This window comes from Lysinibacillus sp. FSL K6-0057, from assembly GCF_038630885.1.
Taxonomy (GTDB): domain Bacteria; phylum Bacillota; class Bacilli; order Bacillales_A; family Planococcaceae; genus Lysinibacillus; species Lysinibacillus fusiformis_F.
Map to the genome: position 1 here is coordinate 3,168,846 of NZ_CP152047.1, position 18,596 is coordinate 3,187,441.

At 40.0% G+C, this 18,596-nt stretch carries 16 protein-coding genes; 2 read left to right on the forward strand and 14 right to left on the reverse strand.

Features of this window, described 5'->3' with window-relative positions; translation table 11 throughout:
* Positions 1-37: 37 nt before the first annotated feature.
* Positions 38-1,585: an acyl-CoA carboxylase subunit beta gene (locus MHB40_RS15820; RefSeq protein WP_205444227.1), complete on the reverse strand. Its 1,548-nt coding sequence runs from the start codon at positions 1,583-1,585 to the stop codon at positions 38-40.
* Between the two features lie 5 nt (positions 1,586-1,590).
* Entirely contained in the window at positions 1,591-2,004 is a 414-nt protein-coding gene (mce, locus tag MHB40_RS15825; protein ID WP_342440901.1) for a methylmalonyl-CoA epimerase, read from the reverse strand.
* A gap of 125 nt (positions 2,005-2,129) precedes the next feature.
* On the opposite strand from mce, the gene prli42 reads away from it, so the two are divergent.
* Positions 2,130-2,225, forward strand: coding sequence for a stressosome-associated protein Prli42 (gene prli42, locus MHB40_RS15830; RefSeq protein WP_205444229.1), 96 nt, complete (start codon positions 2,130-2,132; stop codon positions 2,223-2,225).
* 21 nt (positions 2,226-2,246) lie between these two features.
* Here the strand turns inward: prli42 and MHB40_RS15835 are convergent, their stop codons facing one another.
* The 10 genes from MHB40_RS15835 to MHB40_RS15880 form a co-directional block, all read right to left on the reverse strand.
* A complete protein-coding gene (locus MHB40_RS15835; RefSeq protein WP_205444230.1) occupies positions 2,247-3,257 on the reverse strand; it encodes an aromatic acid exporter family protein in 1,011 nt (336 codons plus the stop codon).
* Between the two features lie 151 nt (positions 3,258-3,408).
* Positions 3,409-3,849 carry a BrxA/BrxB family bacilliredoxin gene (locus MHB40_RS15840; protein WP_205444231.1) on the reverse strand — a complete coding sequence of 147 codons (441 nt, stop codon included), beginning with the start codon at positions 3,847-3,849 and terminating at the stop codon, positions 3,409-3,411.
* Between the two features lie 161 nt (positions 3,850-4,010).
* On the reverse strand, positions 4,011-5,108 hold the full coding sequence (gene meaB / locus MHB40_RS15845) for a methylmalonyl Co-A mutase-associated GTPase MeaB (protein ID WP_205444232.1): 1,098 nt from the start codon (positions 5,106-5,108) through the stop codon (positions 4,011-4,013).
* Positions 5,108-7,261: a methylmalonyl-CoA mutase gene (gene scpA / locus MHB40_RS15850; RefSeq protein ID WP_342440903.1), complete on the reverse strand. Its 2,154-nt coding sequence runs from the start codon at positions 7,259-7,261 to the stop codon at positions 5,108-5,110. Before scpA ends, meaB begins: the two co-directional genes overlap by 1 nt.
* A complete protein-coding gene (locus MHB40_RS15855) occupies positions 7,258-8,961 on the reverse strand; it encodes a methylmalonyl-CoA mutase family protein (RefSeq protein ID WP_342440904.1) in 1,704 nt (567 codons plus the stop codon). The genes scpA and MHB40_RS15855 overlap by 4 nt, the downstream gene beginning before the upstream one ends.
* Positions 8,962-9,082: 121 nt before the next feature.
* A complete protein-coding gene (locus MHB40_RS15860; protein ID WP_342532920.1) occupies positions 9,083-10,426 on the reverse strand; it encodes a dihydrolipoamide acetyltransferase family protein in 1,344 nt (447 codons plus the stop codon).
* A 171-nt stretch (positions 10,427-10,597) separates the two neighbouring features.
* A complete protein-coding gene (locus MHB40_RS15865; RefSeq protein ID WP_016993882.1) occupies positions 10,598-11,581 on the reverse strand; it encodes an alpha-ketoacid dehydrogenase subunit beta in 984 nt (327 codons plus the stop codon).
* Positions 11,581-12,597 (reverse strand): thiamine pyrophosphate-dependent dehydrogenase E1 component subunit alpha, encoded by a 1,017-nt coding sequence (locus MHB40_RS15870; protein ID WP_205444237.1) that lies wholly within the window; start codon positions 12,595-12,597, stop codon positions 11,581-11,583. The genes MHB40_RS15865 and MHB40_RS15870 overlap by 1 nt, the downstream gene beginning before the upstream one ends.
* An 86-nt stretch (positions 12,598-12,683) precedes the next feature.
* Positions 12,684-14,111, reverse strand: coding sequence for a dihydrolipoyl dehydrogenase (gene lpdA / locus MHB40_RS15875; RefSeq protein WP_342440906.1), 1,428 nt, complete (start codon positions 14,109-14,111; stop codon positions 12,684-12,686).
* 177 nt (positions 14,112-14,288) lie between these two features.
* On the reverse strand, positions 14,289-15,383 hold the full coding sequence (locus MHB40_RS15880) for a Glu/Leu/Phe/Val dehydrogenase (RefSeq protein WP_205444240.1): 1,095 nt from the start codon (positions 15,381-15,383) through the stop codon (positions 14,289-14,291).
* Between the two features lie 387 nt (positions 15,384-15,770).
* Here MHB40_RS15880 and MHB40_RS15885 point away from each other — a divergent pair, with 387 nt between their 5' ends.
* Positions 15,771-16,007 carry a DUF2627 domain-containing protein gene (locus tag MHB40_RS15885; RefSeq protein WP_004231186.1) on the forward strand — a complete coding sequence of 79 codons (237 nt, stop codon included), beginning with the start codon at positions 15,771-15,773 and terminating at the stop codon, positions 16,005-16,007.
* A gap of 47 nt (positions 16,008-16,054) precedes the next feature.
* On the opposite strand, the gene MHB40_RS15890 is transcribed toward MHB40_RS15885, so the two are convergent.
* Positions 16,055-16,783 (reverse strand): glycerophosphodiester phosphodiesterase, encoded by a 729-nt coding sequence (locus tag MHB40_RS15890; protein WP_342440907.1) that lies wholly within the window; start codon positions 16,781-16,783, stop codon positions 16,055-16,057.
* A complete protein-coding gene (locus MHB40_RS15895; RefSeq protein WP_342440908.1) occupies positions 16,776-18,347 on the reverse strand; it encodes a FapA family protein in 1,572 nt (523 codons plus the stop codon). The genes MHB40_RS15890 and MHB40_RS15895 overlap by 8 nt, the downstream gene beginning before the upstream one ends.
* Positions 18,348-18,596 lie beyond the last annotated feature (249 nt).

Sequence of the window (18,596 nt, forward strand, 5' to 3'; positions counted from 1 at the left end):
ACCTAGCAACTTATGAGCTGCTAGGCTTGTACTACTGTTATAGAGGAATATTACCGTGTTTTTTCTCTGGACGTGTTTCATGTTTGTTTGACAGCATATCAAGTCCTTGAATCAGCTTGATACGTGTATCTCGTGGATCGATGACGTCATCTACCATACCGCGAGATGCCGCAACATATGGGTTCGCAAATTTTTCTTTATATTCTTCAATTTTTGCTGCACGAGTTGCTTCTGGATCATCTGATTTCGCAATTTCACGGGCAAAGATGATGTTCGCTGCTCCAGCAGCACCCATAACAGCAATCTCAGCATTTGGCCATGCAAATACTAGGTCAGCACCAATTGATTTAGAGTTTAAGGCAACGTAAGCGCCTCCATAAGCTTTACGTAAAATCACTGTAATTTTTGGTACAGTTGCTTCTGAATACGCATAAAGAATTTTCGCACCATGACGAATAATGCCACCATGTTCTTGTTTAACGCCTGGGAAGAAGCCAGAAACGTCTTCAAATGTGATGATTGGGATATTGTATGCATCACAAGTACGGATGAAACGAGCTGCTTTATCAGAAGAATCAATATCTAAACCACCAGCAAGTACTTTTGGTTGGTTACAAACAAGTCCAACTGATTCACCAGCAATACGTGCAAAACCAACTACTACGTTTTTTGCAAACTCTGCGTGAACTTCCATGAATGAACCTTCATCTACTACTTGCTCTACAACTTTACGTACATCATATGGACGTGTTGTTTCGATTGGCACTGTATCTACGATTTCTGGGCGGTAGTCATCCCCTTCAGGTCGTGCTTGGCGAGGTGCCTTTTCTTTATTATTTTGTGGTAAATAGCTTAATAGTTTCTTAATTTCATCAATCGCTGCTTCTTCAGATGGAGCGCGGAAATGAGCATTCCCACTTACCGCATTATTTACTTTCGAGCCACCTAAATCTTCAGCAGAGATTTTTTCTCCCGTTACCGTTTCAATTACTTTAGGTCCTGTAATAAACATTTGAGATGTTTTATCCACCATTAGGATAAAGTCTGTAATGGCTGGAGAATAAACAGCTCCACCAGCACAAGGTCCCATAATAACAGAGATTTGCGGGATCACACCAGAATAAATGGCATTGCGGTAGAAAATATGACCGTAGCCATCTAGTGAAAGAACACCCTCTTGGATACGTGCGCCACCTGAGTCATTGATGCCGATAAATGGTGTACCGTTTTTGGCAGCTAGATCCATCACTGTTGCCATTTTTTTCGCGTGCATTTCACCAAGCGCTCCACCAAACACTGTGAAATCTTGAGAGAATAAGTATACTGGACGTCCTTTAATTTTACCGAATCCAGTTACCACACCATCACCAGGTCCCTCCAACTTATCCATTCCGAAGTCTACTGTACGGTGTGTAATAAATGGGTTGATTTCAAAAAATGTACCTTCGTCTAGCAATAAGTCTATGCGCTCACGAGCAGTAAGTTTCCCCTTTTCATGCTGTTTATCGATGCGATCATAGCCACCACCAAGTTCAATTACCGTCTTACGATCATACAAGTCATTGATTTTGTCGAACATATCCATACTGATCACTTATCCCCTTTTCCACTTTTATCACATAATTCATATAACACCCCAAATGAGGATTTAGGATGCATAAATGCAACCTCTGCCCCTCCAGCACCTGGTCCTGGCTCTTCGGATAATAGACGTACACCTTTTTCACGAAGCTCTGCCATTCGCTCACGAATTCCTGTTACACCGAACGCAACATGGTGAATTCCTTCTCCACGTTTTTCAATAAAACCATGAATGGCACTTTTATCACTCATCGGTTCTAATAACTCAATTTTCACGTTACCTGCGTCGATAAATGCCACACGAACCTGCTGAGATTCTACTTCTTCCACTTTCATCAACTTTAAGCCTAAAATTTCTGTATAATATGTAATGCGTTCATCAAGATCGCGCACCGCAATCCCAATATGGTCTACTCTCTCCATGGTGACATCTCCTTCTGTTATGGTACATACTCTATTTTACAGACTTTTTTGTCAAAACTCTACTACTTGAGAAATTTTTCAGATTTGCTAAACTATTTATAAGAAAAGAAGGAGCGAACGAGCATATGAGTAATAAAAAATTTCAAAAAATCGTTGTTTATAGTATGATCGCAATTATGCTAATCTCATCTCTAGCATTCGGATTATCTATGATAGTTTAAGACAAGCATGAGGCGTCCACACTACTGTGGGCGCTCTTTTTTAGCCTTTAACCCTTTAAATGACTGCTTTATTTCTAAATACCTGTCCATTTCCTCTATAAACTGATAGAGTGCTGCCTGGGCAATAAATTGCTCATGGCTTTGTGGTAAAGGAAGTTGAGAAAAATCACGCTTAACATTGTCGAGCTTTTCACGATAATGACTAGCCGTATTTCCCGAATGAACATGCGCTCCAAGGTCTTGTAAAAAATCTGCCACAATTTCAGCCTCTTGTACTATAACAGGTAATGTTGTCACTTTGGGCAGTACTCTTTCGATAATTTCTAGCTGTTGCTCACGCATATCGAAATAAACATAGTAATCATTTTTACGTCTCATAAAATGGTTTTCAACATCTTTAAAGGCCAATGATTTTGCCTCTTCAAGTGCCCTGATTGCTTCTATGATTTCGTGCCCGTTCCACAGCGTATCTCCTTGCCGTAAATAGCTGGCAATTTCTAAAAAAATCTTACTATATAACTCCTCAATTTTAACTCTGTAGTAATTTAATTCCTTTTGAATGTCTGGCATATACATATTAATGGCAATCCCTGTTCCATAACCGATAGCCATCAACGCTAATTCATTATAAACAAGTGTCAATGAGTAACCTTCAGCAGCGTAAATATGCATAATAATGACGACACTGGAGATAAATCCGTCCGCAACCTTTAAAGACACAATGGTTGGTATGAACAGTATAAGCATGCCCGCTAATGTAAGCGGATGATAAGCAAATAACTCAAAGCTTACGAAGGCAAAAAGCATTGCCACAATACTTGCGACTAGTCGTGTATAGGCTGCATAAATGGATTTCTTTTTTGTTGGCTGCACACATAATATGGTCAGAATACCAGCAGATGCATATGAGGCTAAATCAAAATACTGCGCAATGGCAATAGCAATGGCTGCACCAATTGCTGTTTTTAACGTTCGATAGCCGATTGAAAACGTCTTCAGGCCGACTGCCTCCCATCCTTTAGTACTCTTCACTCATTTAGCTAATTATTTAGCCAATATTACGAAAATTTTAACGATAATGAAACTATCTACTCATGATGAATAGTAGGAAGCCTACATAGACAACATGATCTATGAGGCTTTTCTACTTCATTTGAATGATTTTTCTTATGCAAGAAAGGACTTAAAGCTCGTCACAATATTCTTCAAAGTTTGCTTGTAGGTTTGTCACAACCGACATTGGGTCATGCCCTTCAATTTCATAGCGTCCCACTTCTGCGACTACTTGTCCATCTTTTAATAGAACGAATGATGGTGATGAAGGTAAATGATCTTCTCCAAAATGATAACGTGCCGCTGCAGTTGCTTCTTTATCTTGCCCTGCAAACACTGTGACTAAATGGTCTGGACGTTTATCATAATGAACGCATTGTGCCGCTGCTGGACGAGCGATCCCACCTGCACAACCACATACTGAGTTCACCATTACTAATGTTGTACCTGGACGAGCAAACGCCTCTTCTACAGCTTCTGGTGTTTGTAGTTGTTCATAACCAGCTGCCTCAATTTCAGCACGTGCTGTTTTTAAAATTTCCTGCATAAATAAATCGTAATCCATATTCATATAGCGATAGCTCCTTTCAAGTTCGCGCCAAAATAGTGATATTTCATATAGTAGCTTTTTGACGCTTATCCATCTCTTATCATAGCAGTTTGAAACGAATTTGTGCACCTACTTGCTCATCACAATTCAGTTGAATTTACTAAGATGACAATAAGACTCGTTTACTTGTCTTCCTGCTCTACGCTAAATAAACGATCAACACCTTGTGTGACAGTCAATTGTCCACTTAAAATTTGACGTTCAAGCTGTTGTACTTGTGCTTTACGCTGCGGATTCCCATAAAATAGATCAATTAAATGATCGGTAATCATCGATTGGAACCACTCTTTTGTTTGTTGTTGGCGCCGGGTAGCCCAATAGTGATTTGCTTCTACAATTTGCTTGAATTCCCCAATTGTATCCCAAACCTTATCAAGACCCCTTTTTTCTAATGAACTAACAGGCATGGCAGTTGACATCCAACCAGGTGTAGCTGGCTGTAAAAAATGCAAAATTTGTTTATACTCTGCAACCGTTTTTTTGGCAAGACGAATATTATCACCATCCGCCTTATGCACAACAATCGCATCTGCTAATTCCATGATGCCTTTTTTCATGCCCTGCAATTCGTCCCCCGCTCCTGTTAAAACAAGAAGAAGGAAGAAATCTACCATACCACGGACATAGGTTTCACTTTGTCCGACACCAACTGTTTCAATTAAAATCACATCATAGCCTGCAGCCTCACAAACTAACATCGTTTCCCGCGTCTTTTTGTGAACACCCCCTAGGGTACCTGCCGATGGGGATGGACGAACAAATGCAGTAGGTTTTTTGACGAGCTCCTCCATTCGGGTTTTATCGCCAAGTATACTCCCCCCTGATAGAGAAGAACTCGGATCAATGGCTAGGACAGCAACTCGTTTTCCCATGTCACAAAGCTTTGTGCCGAAAGCCTCAATGAATGAGCTTTTCCCTGCTCCTGGCACACCCGTTATGCCAATTCGGATACTATTACCTGTATGTGGAAGAAGCTCCTGCAATAGTTCTTGTGCTTGCACTTTATGTGTAGCATTGGAACTTTCAATGAGGGTAATGGCTTTTGATAAATGTGTGCGAGAGCCCGCACGTACTTGTTGTGCAAGCTCTCCTACATTTAGACTGTCTGCCTTTTTCTTTCGGAATTTTTTGGGTGTACCATATTGCATCCCGTCGTGAGTTGCCTCTACTCCGTCCATGACAAATAGCGCACTGTCTTCGATTCCTTTATTTTTGTCCATTATTCAGACACTTCCTCGTAGCCTAAACGTTTGTAGATTTCTTCAATAATTTTTAGTGCAGAAACAGGGATCACTGTACCTGGACCGAAAATGGCTACTGCGCCTGCATTATAAAGGAAATCATAATCTTGTGCTGGTATAACCCCACCCACAATAATGATAATATCCCCACGACCTAGTTTTTCAAGCTCTGCAATCAATTCAGGCACTAATGTTTTATGACCTGCAGCTAGTGAAGATACCCCGATAACATGGACATCATTTTCAACAGCCATTTGAGCTGCCTCAGCAGGCGTCATAAATAATGGTGAAATATCTACGTCAAAGCCTAGGTCCGCATAGCCTGTTGCGACTACCTTCGCGCCACGGTCATGTCCATCTTGTCCCATTTTGGCAACTAAAATACGTGGACGACGCCCCTCGTTTTCAAGGAATTCTTCTGTCATTTGTTTCACTTCTGCAATTTGCTCCTCATCCGAGAAGTTCGCAGAGTAAACACCTGAAATCGAACGAATCACGGCCTTATGACGACCAGAAATTACTTCGATAGCATCAGAGATTTCACCTAAAGAAGCACGAGCGCGCGCTGCATCCACTGCCACGGCTAGTAAGTTTTCTTCTCCATCTTGAGCAGCTTTCGTTAAGCGAGCTAAATGTTTCTGAACTTCCGCTTCATCACGAGCTGCCTTCATCGCCTCTAAACGTTCGATTTGTTTTTGACGAACAATTGTATTATCGATATCCAAAATATCAATTGGCTCTTCTTTTGTTAAGCGATACTTGTTCACGCCCACAATCGTTTCTGTTTTAGAATCGATTTTCGCTTGACGTTTGGCTGCGGCTTCTTCAACCTTCATTTTTGGAAGGCCCGTTTCAATTGCTTTGGCCATGCCCCCAAGTGCTTCTATCTCTTCGATTAACGCCCAAGCAGACTTCGTAATTTCTTCTGTTAATTTCTCCACGTAATATGAACCACCCCATGGATCAATGACTTTTGTCATCGCTGTTTCCTCTTGTAAAAATAGCTGTGTATTACGTGCGATACGTGCAGAGAAATCAGTTGGAAGTGCAATCGCTTCATCTAGCGCATTGGTATGAAGGGATTGCGTGTGTCCCATGGAAGACGCATTTGCTTCGATTAATGTACGTGCCACATTGTTAAATGGATCTTGCTCAGTTAAAGACCAACCAGATGTTTGCGAATGGGTACGCAAAGCTAATGTTTTCGGATTTTTTGGATTAAACGTTGACATCATTTGGGCCCAAATACGGCGTGCTGCGCGCATTTTAGCAACTTCCATGTAATAGTTCATACCAATTGCCCAGAAGAATGATAAACGAGGTGCAAATGCATCGATATCAATACCTGCTTTTAATCCTGTTCGTACATATTCCAAGCCATCTGCTAACGTATAGGCAAGCTCAATATCATTTGTTGCGCCTGCTTCTTGAATATGGTAACCAGAAATCGAAATAGAGTTAAATTTTGGCATATATTTCGCTGTATATTCAAAAATATCTGCAATGATTTTCATTGACATAGCTGGTGGGTAAATATATGTATTACGCACCATATATTCTTTTAAAATATCATTTTGAATGGTACCTGCTAATTTATCTGGCGTTACCCCTTGTTCTTCTGCTGCCACAATATAGAATGCAAGAACTGGTAATACTGCACCGTTCATCGTCATCGAAACTGACATTTGGTCTAACGGGATTTGATCGAAAAGGATTTTCATATCCTCAACAGAGTCAATGGCAACCCCTGCTTTCCCTACATCCCCAGTTACACGTGGATGATCAGAGTCATAGCCTCGGTGTGTTGCTAAGTCAAACGCTACAGAAAGACCTTTTTGCCCCATTGCCAAATTTCGTTTATAAAAGGCATTGGACTCTTCAGCAGTTGAGAAACCGGCATATTGGCGAACCGTCCATGGACGTGCTACATACATAGTAGGGTATGGCCCACGTGTATTGGGCGCAATTCCTGCCACATCGTTTAAGTGTTTAGCCTCTTTGATATCTTCTTTTGTGTAAATATCTTTAATTTCAATTCCTTCATTTGTCATGAACTTGTCGTCAGACGCTTGAGGTGTTTCAGCTGTTAAAACTTTTTCTATTTCTACTGCATTAAAATTTGGCTTGCTCATCGTTGGACCTCCTTCATGCTCGCAAACACGGACTGTAATTTTTCGATGATGTTTTGTCCTGCGAAAATAAAGCCGTTTAAGCCATCTGCTAACCACGCTTCTTCTTCGTCTTTAAATTTACCCGCTACATCTACAAGCACATTCGCTGGTTTATCAGCTAAAATGGCTGATACAAGTGCTTTTGTATCATCATCACTGCCCGCAATCACTACATACTTAGCCTCTGTAGCCTTCAACCAAGCTAGTGCCTCTTCCACAGTCGTCACTGGCTCACTTTTTTCTGGTACAAGACCGACTGTATTTAAGAAGCCCGCTACAAAATCGGCACGTGGTTTAGAGCTTTTTAATGATCCTAATGCCAAAATACCTGTTTTCACATCAGCGGCTGTCATGTCTGCACGTAATTCCTCAAATGGAGCAGCAATACGCTTAATGTCAGCAAACAATGGATTTGTGTCATGTTCAAGTACATCTGCTGGATTTGCATAAATATTCGTTCCAATTAATGATTGCTTCCGTGTTTGTGCAGCTTTGATACGCTTTTGATAGGATGCTTCCACTTCTTCTGCAAGCTTGCCAGAAGCCGTGTATTCATCAATACCGCCAGCTGTCTCAATGTCTAAAAATAATGCCCAAGCTTCTTTCACAAAATCTGCTGTTAACGACTCGATAAAGTAAGAGCCCCCTGCTGGATCTGTTACTTTCAAGACATTTGTTTCTTCTTTTAATATTAATGACACATTACGAGCAATACGAATCGATTGATCCGTAGGCTTCGTTAACACATCATGTGGATGAACCGTAAAGAGATCGGCACCACCGATTAAACCAGAAAGCGCTTCATTTGAAGAACGTAATAAGTTCACATACACATCTAATTTAGAAAAGCTTCTTAATGATGTTTCAGCAACCGTCGGGATTTTCACATCATCTGTGACGCCATAAGCGGATGAGAACGCTTTCCAAAGTACTTTAAAAGCACGCAATTTCGCAATCTCCGTAAAGAATTGTGTATCAATAGCAAAGGATACAAAAAACTTCTTCGAAAATGCTGCAAAGCTTTCTTCCTGTTGTGCAAATTTGGCTGCTAATGCAAGTGCATAGGCTAATTCTTGTACAGCGTTGGCCCCTTCATTATGGTAAACCGTTGTGTCTGCACTGACTGAGCGCACGTTCGGAAATGCAGTCAAAGTGATAGGGTCTTTCGAAATAATGTAACCTTCAATGGCTTCTTGTTGATCTACTGCAATGTTGTCGAATACTGCTAATAATGGGTCTTTTGAATCCTCGATAGTAATTTTAAACGAATATTCTGAGAAATATGATGCTAATTTGACCAATACTTCTTCTGTCCAAGCAAAGCTCACTCGGCTATCAATCGTAATAACTTCATTGCCTCGAGCTAAACTATCTTCAAGCTGTGCAAAAAAAGCTTCGCTTGAATCAGCGTGAATTTGCTGTGCCACCTGAAACACTGGACCATTTTGTAGGGAACGGATTGTGGCAACTTGTAAATCAAGCTCTTCTCCAAGCTTAGCTACTAAACTTTCTTGCGTGTAAAGCGGCTGTAGTGTAACACCTTCATTTGTTTTTGTGAATAGTGACTCAAATGGTTTCCCTTTTAAAGCTTTGATTGCTGCATCTTGCCAGTCTGAATAGGCTGGTATTTCAAATTCAATATTTTTCATGTTGTTTGACATGCGGACGCTTAATCAGCTTCCCCCCTTAGTAGTTTCTATTTGTTATTCTACATGACAAATTGCGACTCGAAAAGCATAAAAAAAATCGGAAACCCTTATACAGCAGGTTTCCGACGAGTCATCAGTAGACTGACGTTGAAGATTTATTTGTATTTTCGAGTATTTCTTTCACTCTATTTAGGAATTTACCACAGACAAGTCCATCAAGCACACGATGATCTAAAGATAAACATAAATTCACAATATCACGTGCAGCAAACATTCCACCTGGTAAAACAACCGGTTTTTTTACAATACTTTCCACTTGAAGGATTGCTGCTTGTGGGTAATTAATGATGCCCATTGATTGAACAGAGCCAAACGCACCTGTATTATTCACTGTAAATGTACCACCAGTGATGTCATCCATTGCCAATTTCCCTGTACGGACTTTATTAGCCAGTTCATGGATTTCTTTAGCAATTCCTTTAATGGATTTTTCATCTGCGTGTTTTATAACAGGTACAAATAAGGCATCATCCGTTGCTACTGCAATCGAAATATTGATGTCATGTTTTTGAATAATTTTATCTTCCGCCCACATAGAATTCAGCATCGGGAATTCCTTTAAAGCTTGAGCAACCGCTTTTACAAAGAAGGCGAAATATGTAAGATTAAAGCCTTCTTTTTGCTTAAATTCATTCTTTAAGCTATCACGATAAGTGACTAAATCTGTTACATCGACTTCCATCATCATCCAAGCATGCGGTGCTTCATGAACACTTTTCACCATATTATTCGCAATGGCACGACGGATCTTCGTCACTGGAATTTCGATATCTCCTGGATGAACCGGTGGTACAGGTGCAGCTGCTTTTTCCACTTGTTGCTGAGGCGCTGATGTAGGCGCTGATGCTGTTTGAACAGCTGTTGGTGCTGGTGCCACATCGTTTGCCGTTGGGATATTACCCGTTTCAATTAGCTTTAACAGGTCTTTTCTTGTAATACGACCACCCTCGCCAGTTCCTGTTACAAGGTCTAATGCAATATCGTGCTCCTGTGCAAGTCGAAGAACAGCTGGTGAGTAACGGTAACGCACTTTACTCGTACGTGCCTCTTTTGGTGCAGCTACTGGAGGTGCCACCTGCTGTGGTGCCTCCTGTTTCTTTTGAACACCTGCATTTAAAATAGCCGTACTTACTGCCGATTTTTTTTCAGGTGGCGGTGCTGGTAATTCGCCTTCTCCTGCTATTTCAATCGAGCATACGACTGCCCCAACTGGTAATGTCTGACCTTCTTGTGCAAGAAGCTCCGTAATAACCCCTTCAAATGATGAGGGGATTTCAGCATTTACTTTATCTGTAACAACTTCTGCTAATGGATCATATTTTTTTACTGTATCTCCAGGCTTTACAAGCCATTTTTCAATTGTACCTTCTGTTACACTTTCGCCGAGCTGTGGCATTGTAATATTTTGAACCGACATCCTTTATTCCTCCCATCAATTAAGCCTAGGCGTCATTGTACCTGATGCAGCGCTAAAAACATTAAACGTAGATAGGCAATTAGACAGATTTTGACTTTCTTTTATTCAAAGTCAAAATCTGTTGTTCCGTCTGAGGCTTTCGCTTTTTTCATTCAGCCTTGTTGTGATCTATTAGAACGCAGCAAGTTCTCGCATAGCACGTTCCACTTTATCAGGATTAATCATGAAATATTTCTCCATCGTTGGTGCATATGGCATGGCTGGCACATCAGGTCCTGCTAGACGTTGAATTGGTGCATCAAGCTCAAATAAACAATGCTCTGCAATAATTGCTGCAACCTCACTCATGATACTACCTTCTTTATTATCCTCTGTGACAAGCAATACTTTACCTGTCTTACTTGCAGCCTCAATGATTGCTTCTTTATCGAGAGGATAAACTGTACGCAAGTCAAGGATATGAGCAGAAATACCATCTGCAGCTAGGCGCTCTGCCGCTTGTAGTGCAAAGTGGACAGCTAAACCATAGGTAATGACTGTCACGTCATCTCCTTCACGTTTTACATCTGCTTTACCAATCGGCAACGTGTAATCATCAAGTGGTACTTCCCCTTTAATTAAACGATAGGCACGTTTATGTTCGAAAAATAATACTGGATCTTCATCACGAATAGCAGCTTTCAGCAAACCTTTTGCATCATATGGTGTTGATGGAATGACAATTTTCAAACCAGGCGTACCGGCAAAAAGTGCTTCAACGGATTGTGAATGGTATAGTGCCCCGTGAATACCTCCGCCAAAAGGTGCACGGATAACCATTGGACAAGTCCAGTCATTATTAGAACGGTAACGAATTTTAGCTGCCTCTGAGACGATTTGGTTGACAGCTGGCATAATAAAATCAGCAAATTGCATTTCAGCAATCGGACGCATACCGTACATCGCAGCACCGATTCCTACACCAGCGATCGCACTTTCTGCAAGAGGTGTATCAAGCACGCGGTATTCACCGAATTGATCGTATAGTCCAGTAGTAGCTTTAAATACACCGCCCTTACGACCAACGTCCTCTCCTAAAATGAAAACTCGTTCGTCACGTTCCATTTCTTCTTTCATTGCTAATGTAATCGCATCAATATAAGACATTACTGCCATTACATGTCACCTCCGTCCACTGGTGCATAAACATATTTAAGTGCATGCTCTGGTTGTGCATATGGAGCCGCTTCTGCATAATCAGTTGCTTCATTTACTTCTGCCATGATACGCTCTTCGATTTCAGTACGTATTGCGTCTGTCATCACACCAGCATCCATTAAATACTTTTCAAATAAGACAATTGGATCCTTTGCTTTGCCTTCTGCAATGTCTTCAGCCGTACGGTATTGACGGTCATCATCATCTGATGAATGGGCTGTTAAACGATATGTTACTGTTTCGATTAAGCTTGGACCTTCCCCATTACGTGCACGGTCTGCGGCCTCTTTCACCACTTTATACACTTGTAATGGATTTTTCCCATCAACTGTCACACCTGGCATTCCGTAGCCAATCCCACGATCAGATACTTTTGCACAGCCTAGTTGACGTTCCACTGGTACAGAAATAGCATATTGATTGTTTTCTACCATAATAATGACTGGTAGCTTATGAACACCTGCAAAGTTTGCTCCTTCATGGAAGTCCCCTTGGTTGGATGAACCTTCACCAAGTGTAACGAATGAAACAAAATCTTCTTTTTGTAGTCGTCCAGCAAGTGCAACACCAACAGCATGTGGAACTTGCGTTGTAACAGGAGATGATCCTGTTATAATACGGTTTTTCTTTTGCCCAAAGTGACCAGGCATTTGACGACCACCAGAGTTTGGATCTTCTGCTTTGGCAAACGCAGATAACATCAATTCTCTCGGTGTCATACCAAAATGTAAAACAACACCCATATCACGATAATATGGTGCAATATAATCCTTATTTTTATCAAGTGCAAAGGCTGCTCCAACTTGTGCTGCCTCCTGGCCTTGACAAGAAATTACAAACGGAATTTTACCAGAACGGTTTAGTAACCACATACGCTCATCTAATCTTCTGGCCATTAACATTGTTTCGAACATAGCAAGTACATCTTCATTTGACAAACCTAAATCTTCATGTTTGATTTGAACATCTTGCATACGAACACCCCTTTCGTATTATAGAGAAATAACTATCTTATCCTATATCCCCACATTTGGATATGTTAGTTATGAAATTCAGAAAATTAAAAATGGATAGCACGATCATCCACTGCAAGAGCAGATTCCACTAACACCTCATTTAAGGATGGATGTGGATGAATAGCCTGACTTATTTCCCATGGTGTTGCATCTAACACTTTCGCTAAGGATGCTTCTCCAATTAAATCTGTCACATGTGGCCCTACCATATGAATACCCAAAATATCATCGGTTTCTTCATCAGCAATAATTTTGACAAAGCCTTCTGTCTCTCCATTTACTAATGCTTTACCAATGGCTTTAAACGGGAATTTACCAATCTTTAATGAAAATCCTCGTTCTTTAGCAGCACTCTCTGTTAAGCCAATGCTGGCAACCTCTGGATAGGAATAAACACATTTTGGTACTTTCAAATCATCCAATTTCTCTGTTTTCCCTGTTGCTATATGCTCAATAGCTGAAAGCCCTTCATGAGAAGCAACATGTGCTAATTGTAAGCCACCAATCACATCTCCTATGGCATACATATGAGACTCTTTCGTTTGATAGGAATCAATCACTTTAATAAAGCCGTTTTCCACTTCAATCTCTGTATTTTCTAAACCAATATCCTGCGTATTCGCCTCACGGCCTACACAAAGTAATAATTTATCAGCCTCAAAGATTTCTTCTTTATCATTCACTTTCGCTGAAATGAAAACGTTATCATTTTCAATTTTGAATGTATTTGTATCTAAGCGAGCATTCGTAACAATACGAACTCCTCGTTTTTCAAGTTGTTTCGTCACTTCTTTAACAATGTCCGCATCTTCCGCTGGTAAAATGGATGGCCCATATTCTACAACTGTTACATATACACCAAAATCGCATAGCATAGATGCCCACTCAATTCCGATAACACCGCCACCAACGATTAGCAATGACTTTGGTAAATTTTCTAACGCTAAAGCATGATCGGAATTTAGCACATATTGCCCATCTACCGTTAACCCTGCCATACCACGAGGCTTTGAACCCGTTGCAATGACAACATTTGTTGGAACAAGCATTTCATTTTCATCGCCATTTGACATTTCTACAGATATCGTACCCGGCATAGGTGAGAAAATAGATGGACCCAAAATTCGCCCTGTACCATGATAAACATCTATTTTGCCTTTTTTCATCAGTGTATTCACACCCTGACTTAATTGCTCAACGATTGCTTGTTTTCTCGCTTGAACTTTGTCAAATTGTAATGTCACACCTTCAATATCGACACCATATTCGCTAGCTGTTTTATTCGCCATACGATATACTTCTGCACTTCGAAGTAAGGCTTTACTTGGAATACAGCCTTTATGCAAGCAAGTACCACCTAAACGTTCACGCTCTACAATGGCTGTTTTCAAGCCTAACTGAGCAGCTCGGATGGCTGCAACATACCCACCTGTACCTCCACCTAAAATGACAACATCATAATTTCGAGCCATGTTTATTCCCCCTATTGAGAAAAGTGCTAAAGATTCTATTAAACAATTACCAAGCCATTTTTAGCAGTCAGTCCGTGTCCTAGAATATCTTTAGCTTTACTTCATTAATGCCCTATTTCTTGTTGAAAATAGAAGAAGTCGACAATGCGACTTCTCATCATGTATCAACCGTGTAAATTAGCGACCGTGTAAAATATTTTTTTCATTTTTTAAGAATTGGCTGCGCGATTTCGCTACGCGAGCGATACGTTCCTCAGCTAAGCGGTTCGCTGCCACATATGTTGGAATGCCATCTCGTTTTGAAATAGCAAAGATTTTTTCAATACTATCGTAAATGCCATCAACGCGTTTCATTGCACGTTCTCGATTATAGCCATATAATTCATCTGCAACGTTAATCACGCCACCAGCATTGATTACATAATCTGGTGCATAGACGATACCTAATTCATGTAGGTAGTCACCATGACGTGAATCTTTTAATTGGTTATTAGCAGATCCAGCAATCACTTTCGCTTTTAATTGCGGAATTGTTTCATCATTTAAAATTGCACCTAGTGCACAAGGTGAGAAAATATCAACTTCTTGCGCATAGATTTCATCTGGTGCCACTGCAATTGCATCGAAGTCATTCACAACTCGATCAATGGCTGCCTGATTGATATCTGTTACAACAAGTTTTGCTCCTTCATTATGTAAATACTCGCAAAGCTTGTAGGCTACATTTCCAAGACCCTGTACAGAAATTTTTAATCCTTCTAGTGAGTCAGAACCGAATGCTTCTTTTGCAGCTGCTTTCATACCACGGTAAACACCATAAGCTGTTACTGGAGATGGATTACCTGAAGAACCGAATGCAGGAGAAATTCCTGTTACATAATCTGTTTCCTCATGGATTAAATCCATATCCGATACCGTTGTACCTACGTCTTCAGCTGTGATATAGCGGCCATTCAATCCATGGATGAAACGACCTAACGCACGGAACATCTCTTCATTTTTATCTTTAAATGGGTCACCAATAATGACCGTTTTTCCACCGCCAAGGTTTAAACCAGCTGCAGCATTTTTGTAAGTCATTCCTCGTGCTAAACGTAATGCATCTTCAATTGCATTTTCTTCTGACGCATATGTCCACATACGTGCTCCACCTAGTGCTGGTCCAAGTGTTGTATCATGGATAGCGATAACCGCTTTTAACCCTGATGCTTCATCTTGGCAAAATACCAATTGTTCGTAATCATACTTTTCCATATACTTGAAGATTTCCATGAAACTCGCCCCTTTGCTTTGGAAAGTGCATCCCCAAATGCCCATCCAATCAAGTTTTATCTAACAATCACTTCTTCATAGCGTCCTCACTCAGCAAATCCTGAGCTCCTCTTATTCAGTAGGTGTTTAGACCCTAATACTTGAAGAAGAAATTGTTTAGTAATGGATAATATTGCTCCACTTATTTTTACAATACTGACAAATTCACAATTTCGCAACTATTATTACATATTCTTATTTAAGTAAGAATTTTCTAAACATTCTGTTACAATCACTACTTTCTGTCCTGCCTCGTTTTTAGGCAAAAATATTATATTGATTTATACCCTTCCTTGACATTCCACCATCCACAGGTACAATTAATCATAGGAATAAGGAGGGGTATGCATGGCCCGTTTAGCTGCATTTATTGTAATGCTTATTCCAGGTCTTATGGCTGCAGGTGGCATTAAATTTATGCGTGATACATTATTTGGTAAGCTCATTTCACCATTCCCATTTTTATGGCTACAATTTGTAGTTGGTGTCATTTTCTTCGTAATAGGCTTTGGGTTTTTCGCTGGATTTTTACTGCATCGCGATCGAAAAAATGGAAAAGTAGCACCACGCTTCCAAAAAAAATAAAAATAGCTATCCATATAAGTCACGCAAGACTTACTGGATAGCTATTTTTATACTCGTTGCTGTGTTGTGATGACTTTATCAGGATAATCCGTAATCCAACCAATGACAGAAGGATGCGGGTTGGTTAAAAATGATTCTGAGCCATCAATGGCATAAAAACGACATGCTTTTTCACTTGTAACACAGGCCTCCAAGTATCTTGGCTTGTAGTACCTTTTATGCATATGCACACTATCAGCGGCTTTATAATCAGCTAGAAGATCCCATTTTATTTTTTTCGTGGCAATAAGGGCCGTTTCAAATTCAGGTCTCTGCTTTTTTACGATCTCTAAAAGCTCATAGTGAAAGGATGAAAAATGACTACCCTCTGGCGGCGCTAAGCCTCTTAGGAAATGAATGAGCCCACTCTTATTATCCAGGATCGTTGATTTTAATTCAATATTCAATGGCATCTGCTGTGTATTTGCCCATGCTAAAACTGCCTCAAACGCTGGCATTTTATACGACGAAAATAGACGTCTCCAAGGCTTGCCAAGTTTAAAGCGCAGAAGCTCCTCCATCGTACAATCACTTACCAATTTATTCGTGCCTACTAACCTCGATAACTGTGGATCATGATACACTACAGGTAATCCATCTTTTGAGAATTGAATATCTAGTTCAATCCCATCGGCCCCTAGCTCTAATGCCTTTTCAAAAGCTTTAAAGGTATTCTCTAATGCATAAGCAGAAGCTCCTCGATGTGCAAAAACAGGAATAAAAGCTACCTTAGACATTTAACTCACCGAATTCTAGCAGGAATTTGCCATTCGTCATCTTGCTTAATAAAGATGATTTTCTACCAATTTGAATATAAGTTCCAGGATGGGCCTCTTTTGTCACAACAATCTCTTCTTTCCCTACATGACGCATTTCATCCATTAATAATTTAATTTCACGATCTAATGTAATCGCTTCGGCCTTTAATTTAGTTAAGGCTTGCTTTGTTACTTCAAATGAGGCTGATTGTTCTTTCGACATTTGATTGAGGAAAGGCAATAAATTTTTCATGCTATTCTCATGTGCTGAAATCTCTGTCTGCAATTGTTTTAACTGTACTGCTTTTTCTTGCATCACGGAGTTATTCTCCTGCTTATTAATACTTTCTATTATCAAATCTGTTCGACGCTCTAATCGGTTCCCTGAAATGGCCGTAACAATCGTATTTTTAGCTACTGCACGCCCCCCAATAATTTTACCTTTTCGTTCGTCCACATAAATAGAATGAGCAGAAAGCTGTGATCCTAGTGCATAAAAACCAATATGAATACTATTAGCAGCAAATAAATTTGCTTCATTCACATGTTTAACAAATATATTGCCACCTGCTTCTACCACTGTTGAACCAAGCCCAAAGATTCCACCACGAATATAGACATCACCTTCAATGGATTTAATAAGCTTGGCACCGCTTACACCCTCCGCTCCCTCAATGGAAATATCACCAGTCGCAATAACCGTATAGCCATTTGTTACTGTACCTTTAATACTGAGTGAACCATTAAATTCAAGGTTACCTGTTTCCACTCCAACATCACCATTTATAGGAAGGTGTCTGTTTACACCAATCATGCCTTTGACATCATCTAAAACGCCAGCGATTTTCGAGCGAATGACTACTTTTCCGTCTTCTTCCACTTCATAGGCCGATTTTGTATCATATTTGATAGGATAATCTCGTCCAGGTACAGCAGCAACTACTTGACCTAGCACATTTTTCCCCGGTTTACCTAATGTAGCAGGAATCTTTTCACCTAGCCAAGAGCCTTCTGAAATTTCCGAAATAAAATTCATATCATAGTAATCCGCTTTACCGTCTTCACGAATGACCGGCTTTCTCTCTGGTTTAGGTAAGTATGTAATTTGTGCATCTATTCCCGCTATAGGTTGCTCTCCTTGAGCAATTAAAAATGCTTTTCCTGGTTCAGCCTTCAATATATCAAAATCCAATATTCCGTGCACAATTCCATTTTCATTCAATGTTTCTCGGATTTGTTGTGTTAATTTCTCTTTATTATTTTGAATATATTCAAGCGTTTCATATATAAAAACAGAGGCTGACATCTTATCACGTGCCACTTCTGCTTCAATGTTCGGAAGCCAGCGTCCAATTTCAACAGGATTGGTATTCTGGGTTGATAACACATTTTTTAAAATTGAAAAATTAGATAATTTCAGTCGTGGATGACTACGTAGGATGCTATCAAATTCTTTTAATGGGAAACCAGCGCTAAAAGTAAGCATATATACCTTGCCATTTTCCTCAGAAATTTCGAAGTTTTCATTTCGAACTAGAATCAAGCTACCTCCTCCTTCCCTCTATATGTAAGTATATACAATCCACTTACTTTTGTTTAGAGACCATTGTCACTACCGAGAAAGAAAATAGTACCACTTAATCATTAAAACATGAGACGATATTTTATTATTCATAAAGAAAAGTAGGTATTTAACGCTACTAAATTTCTTGTTTTTGAGTTTTTTTATTAAAATTACCGATAAATTCAAAGTAATTCCATTAGGCTATTTTGAACAAATGATCTTCCAAGG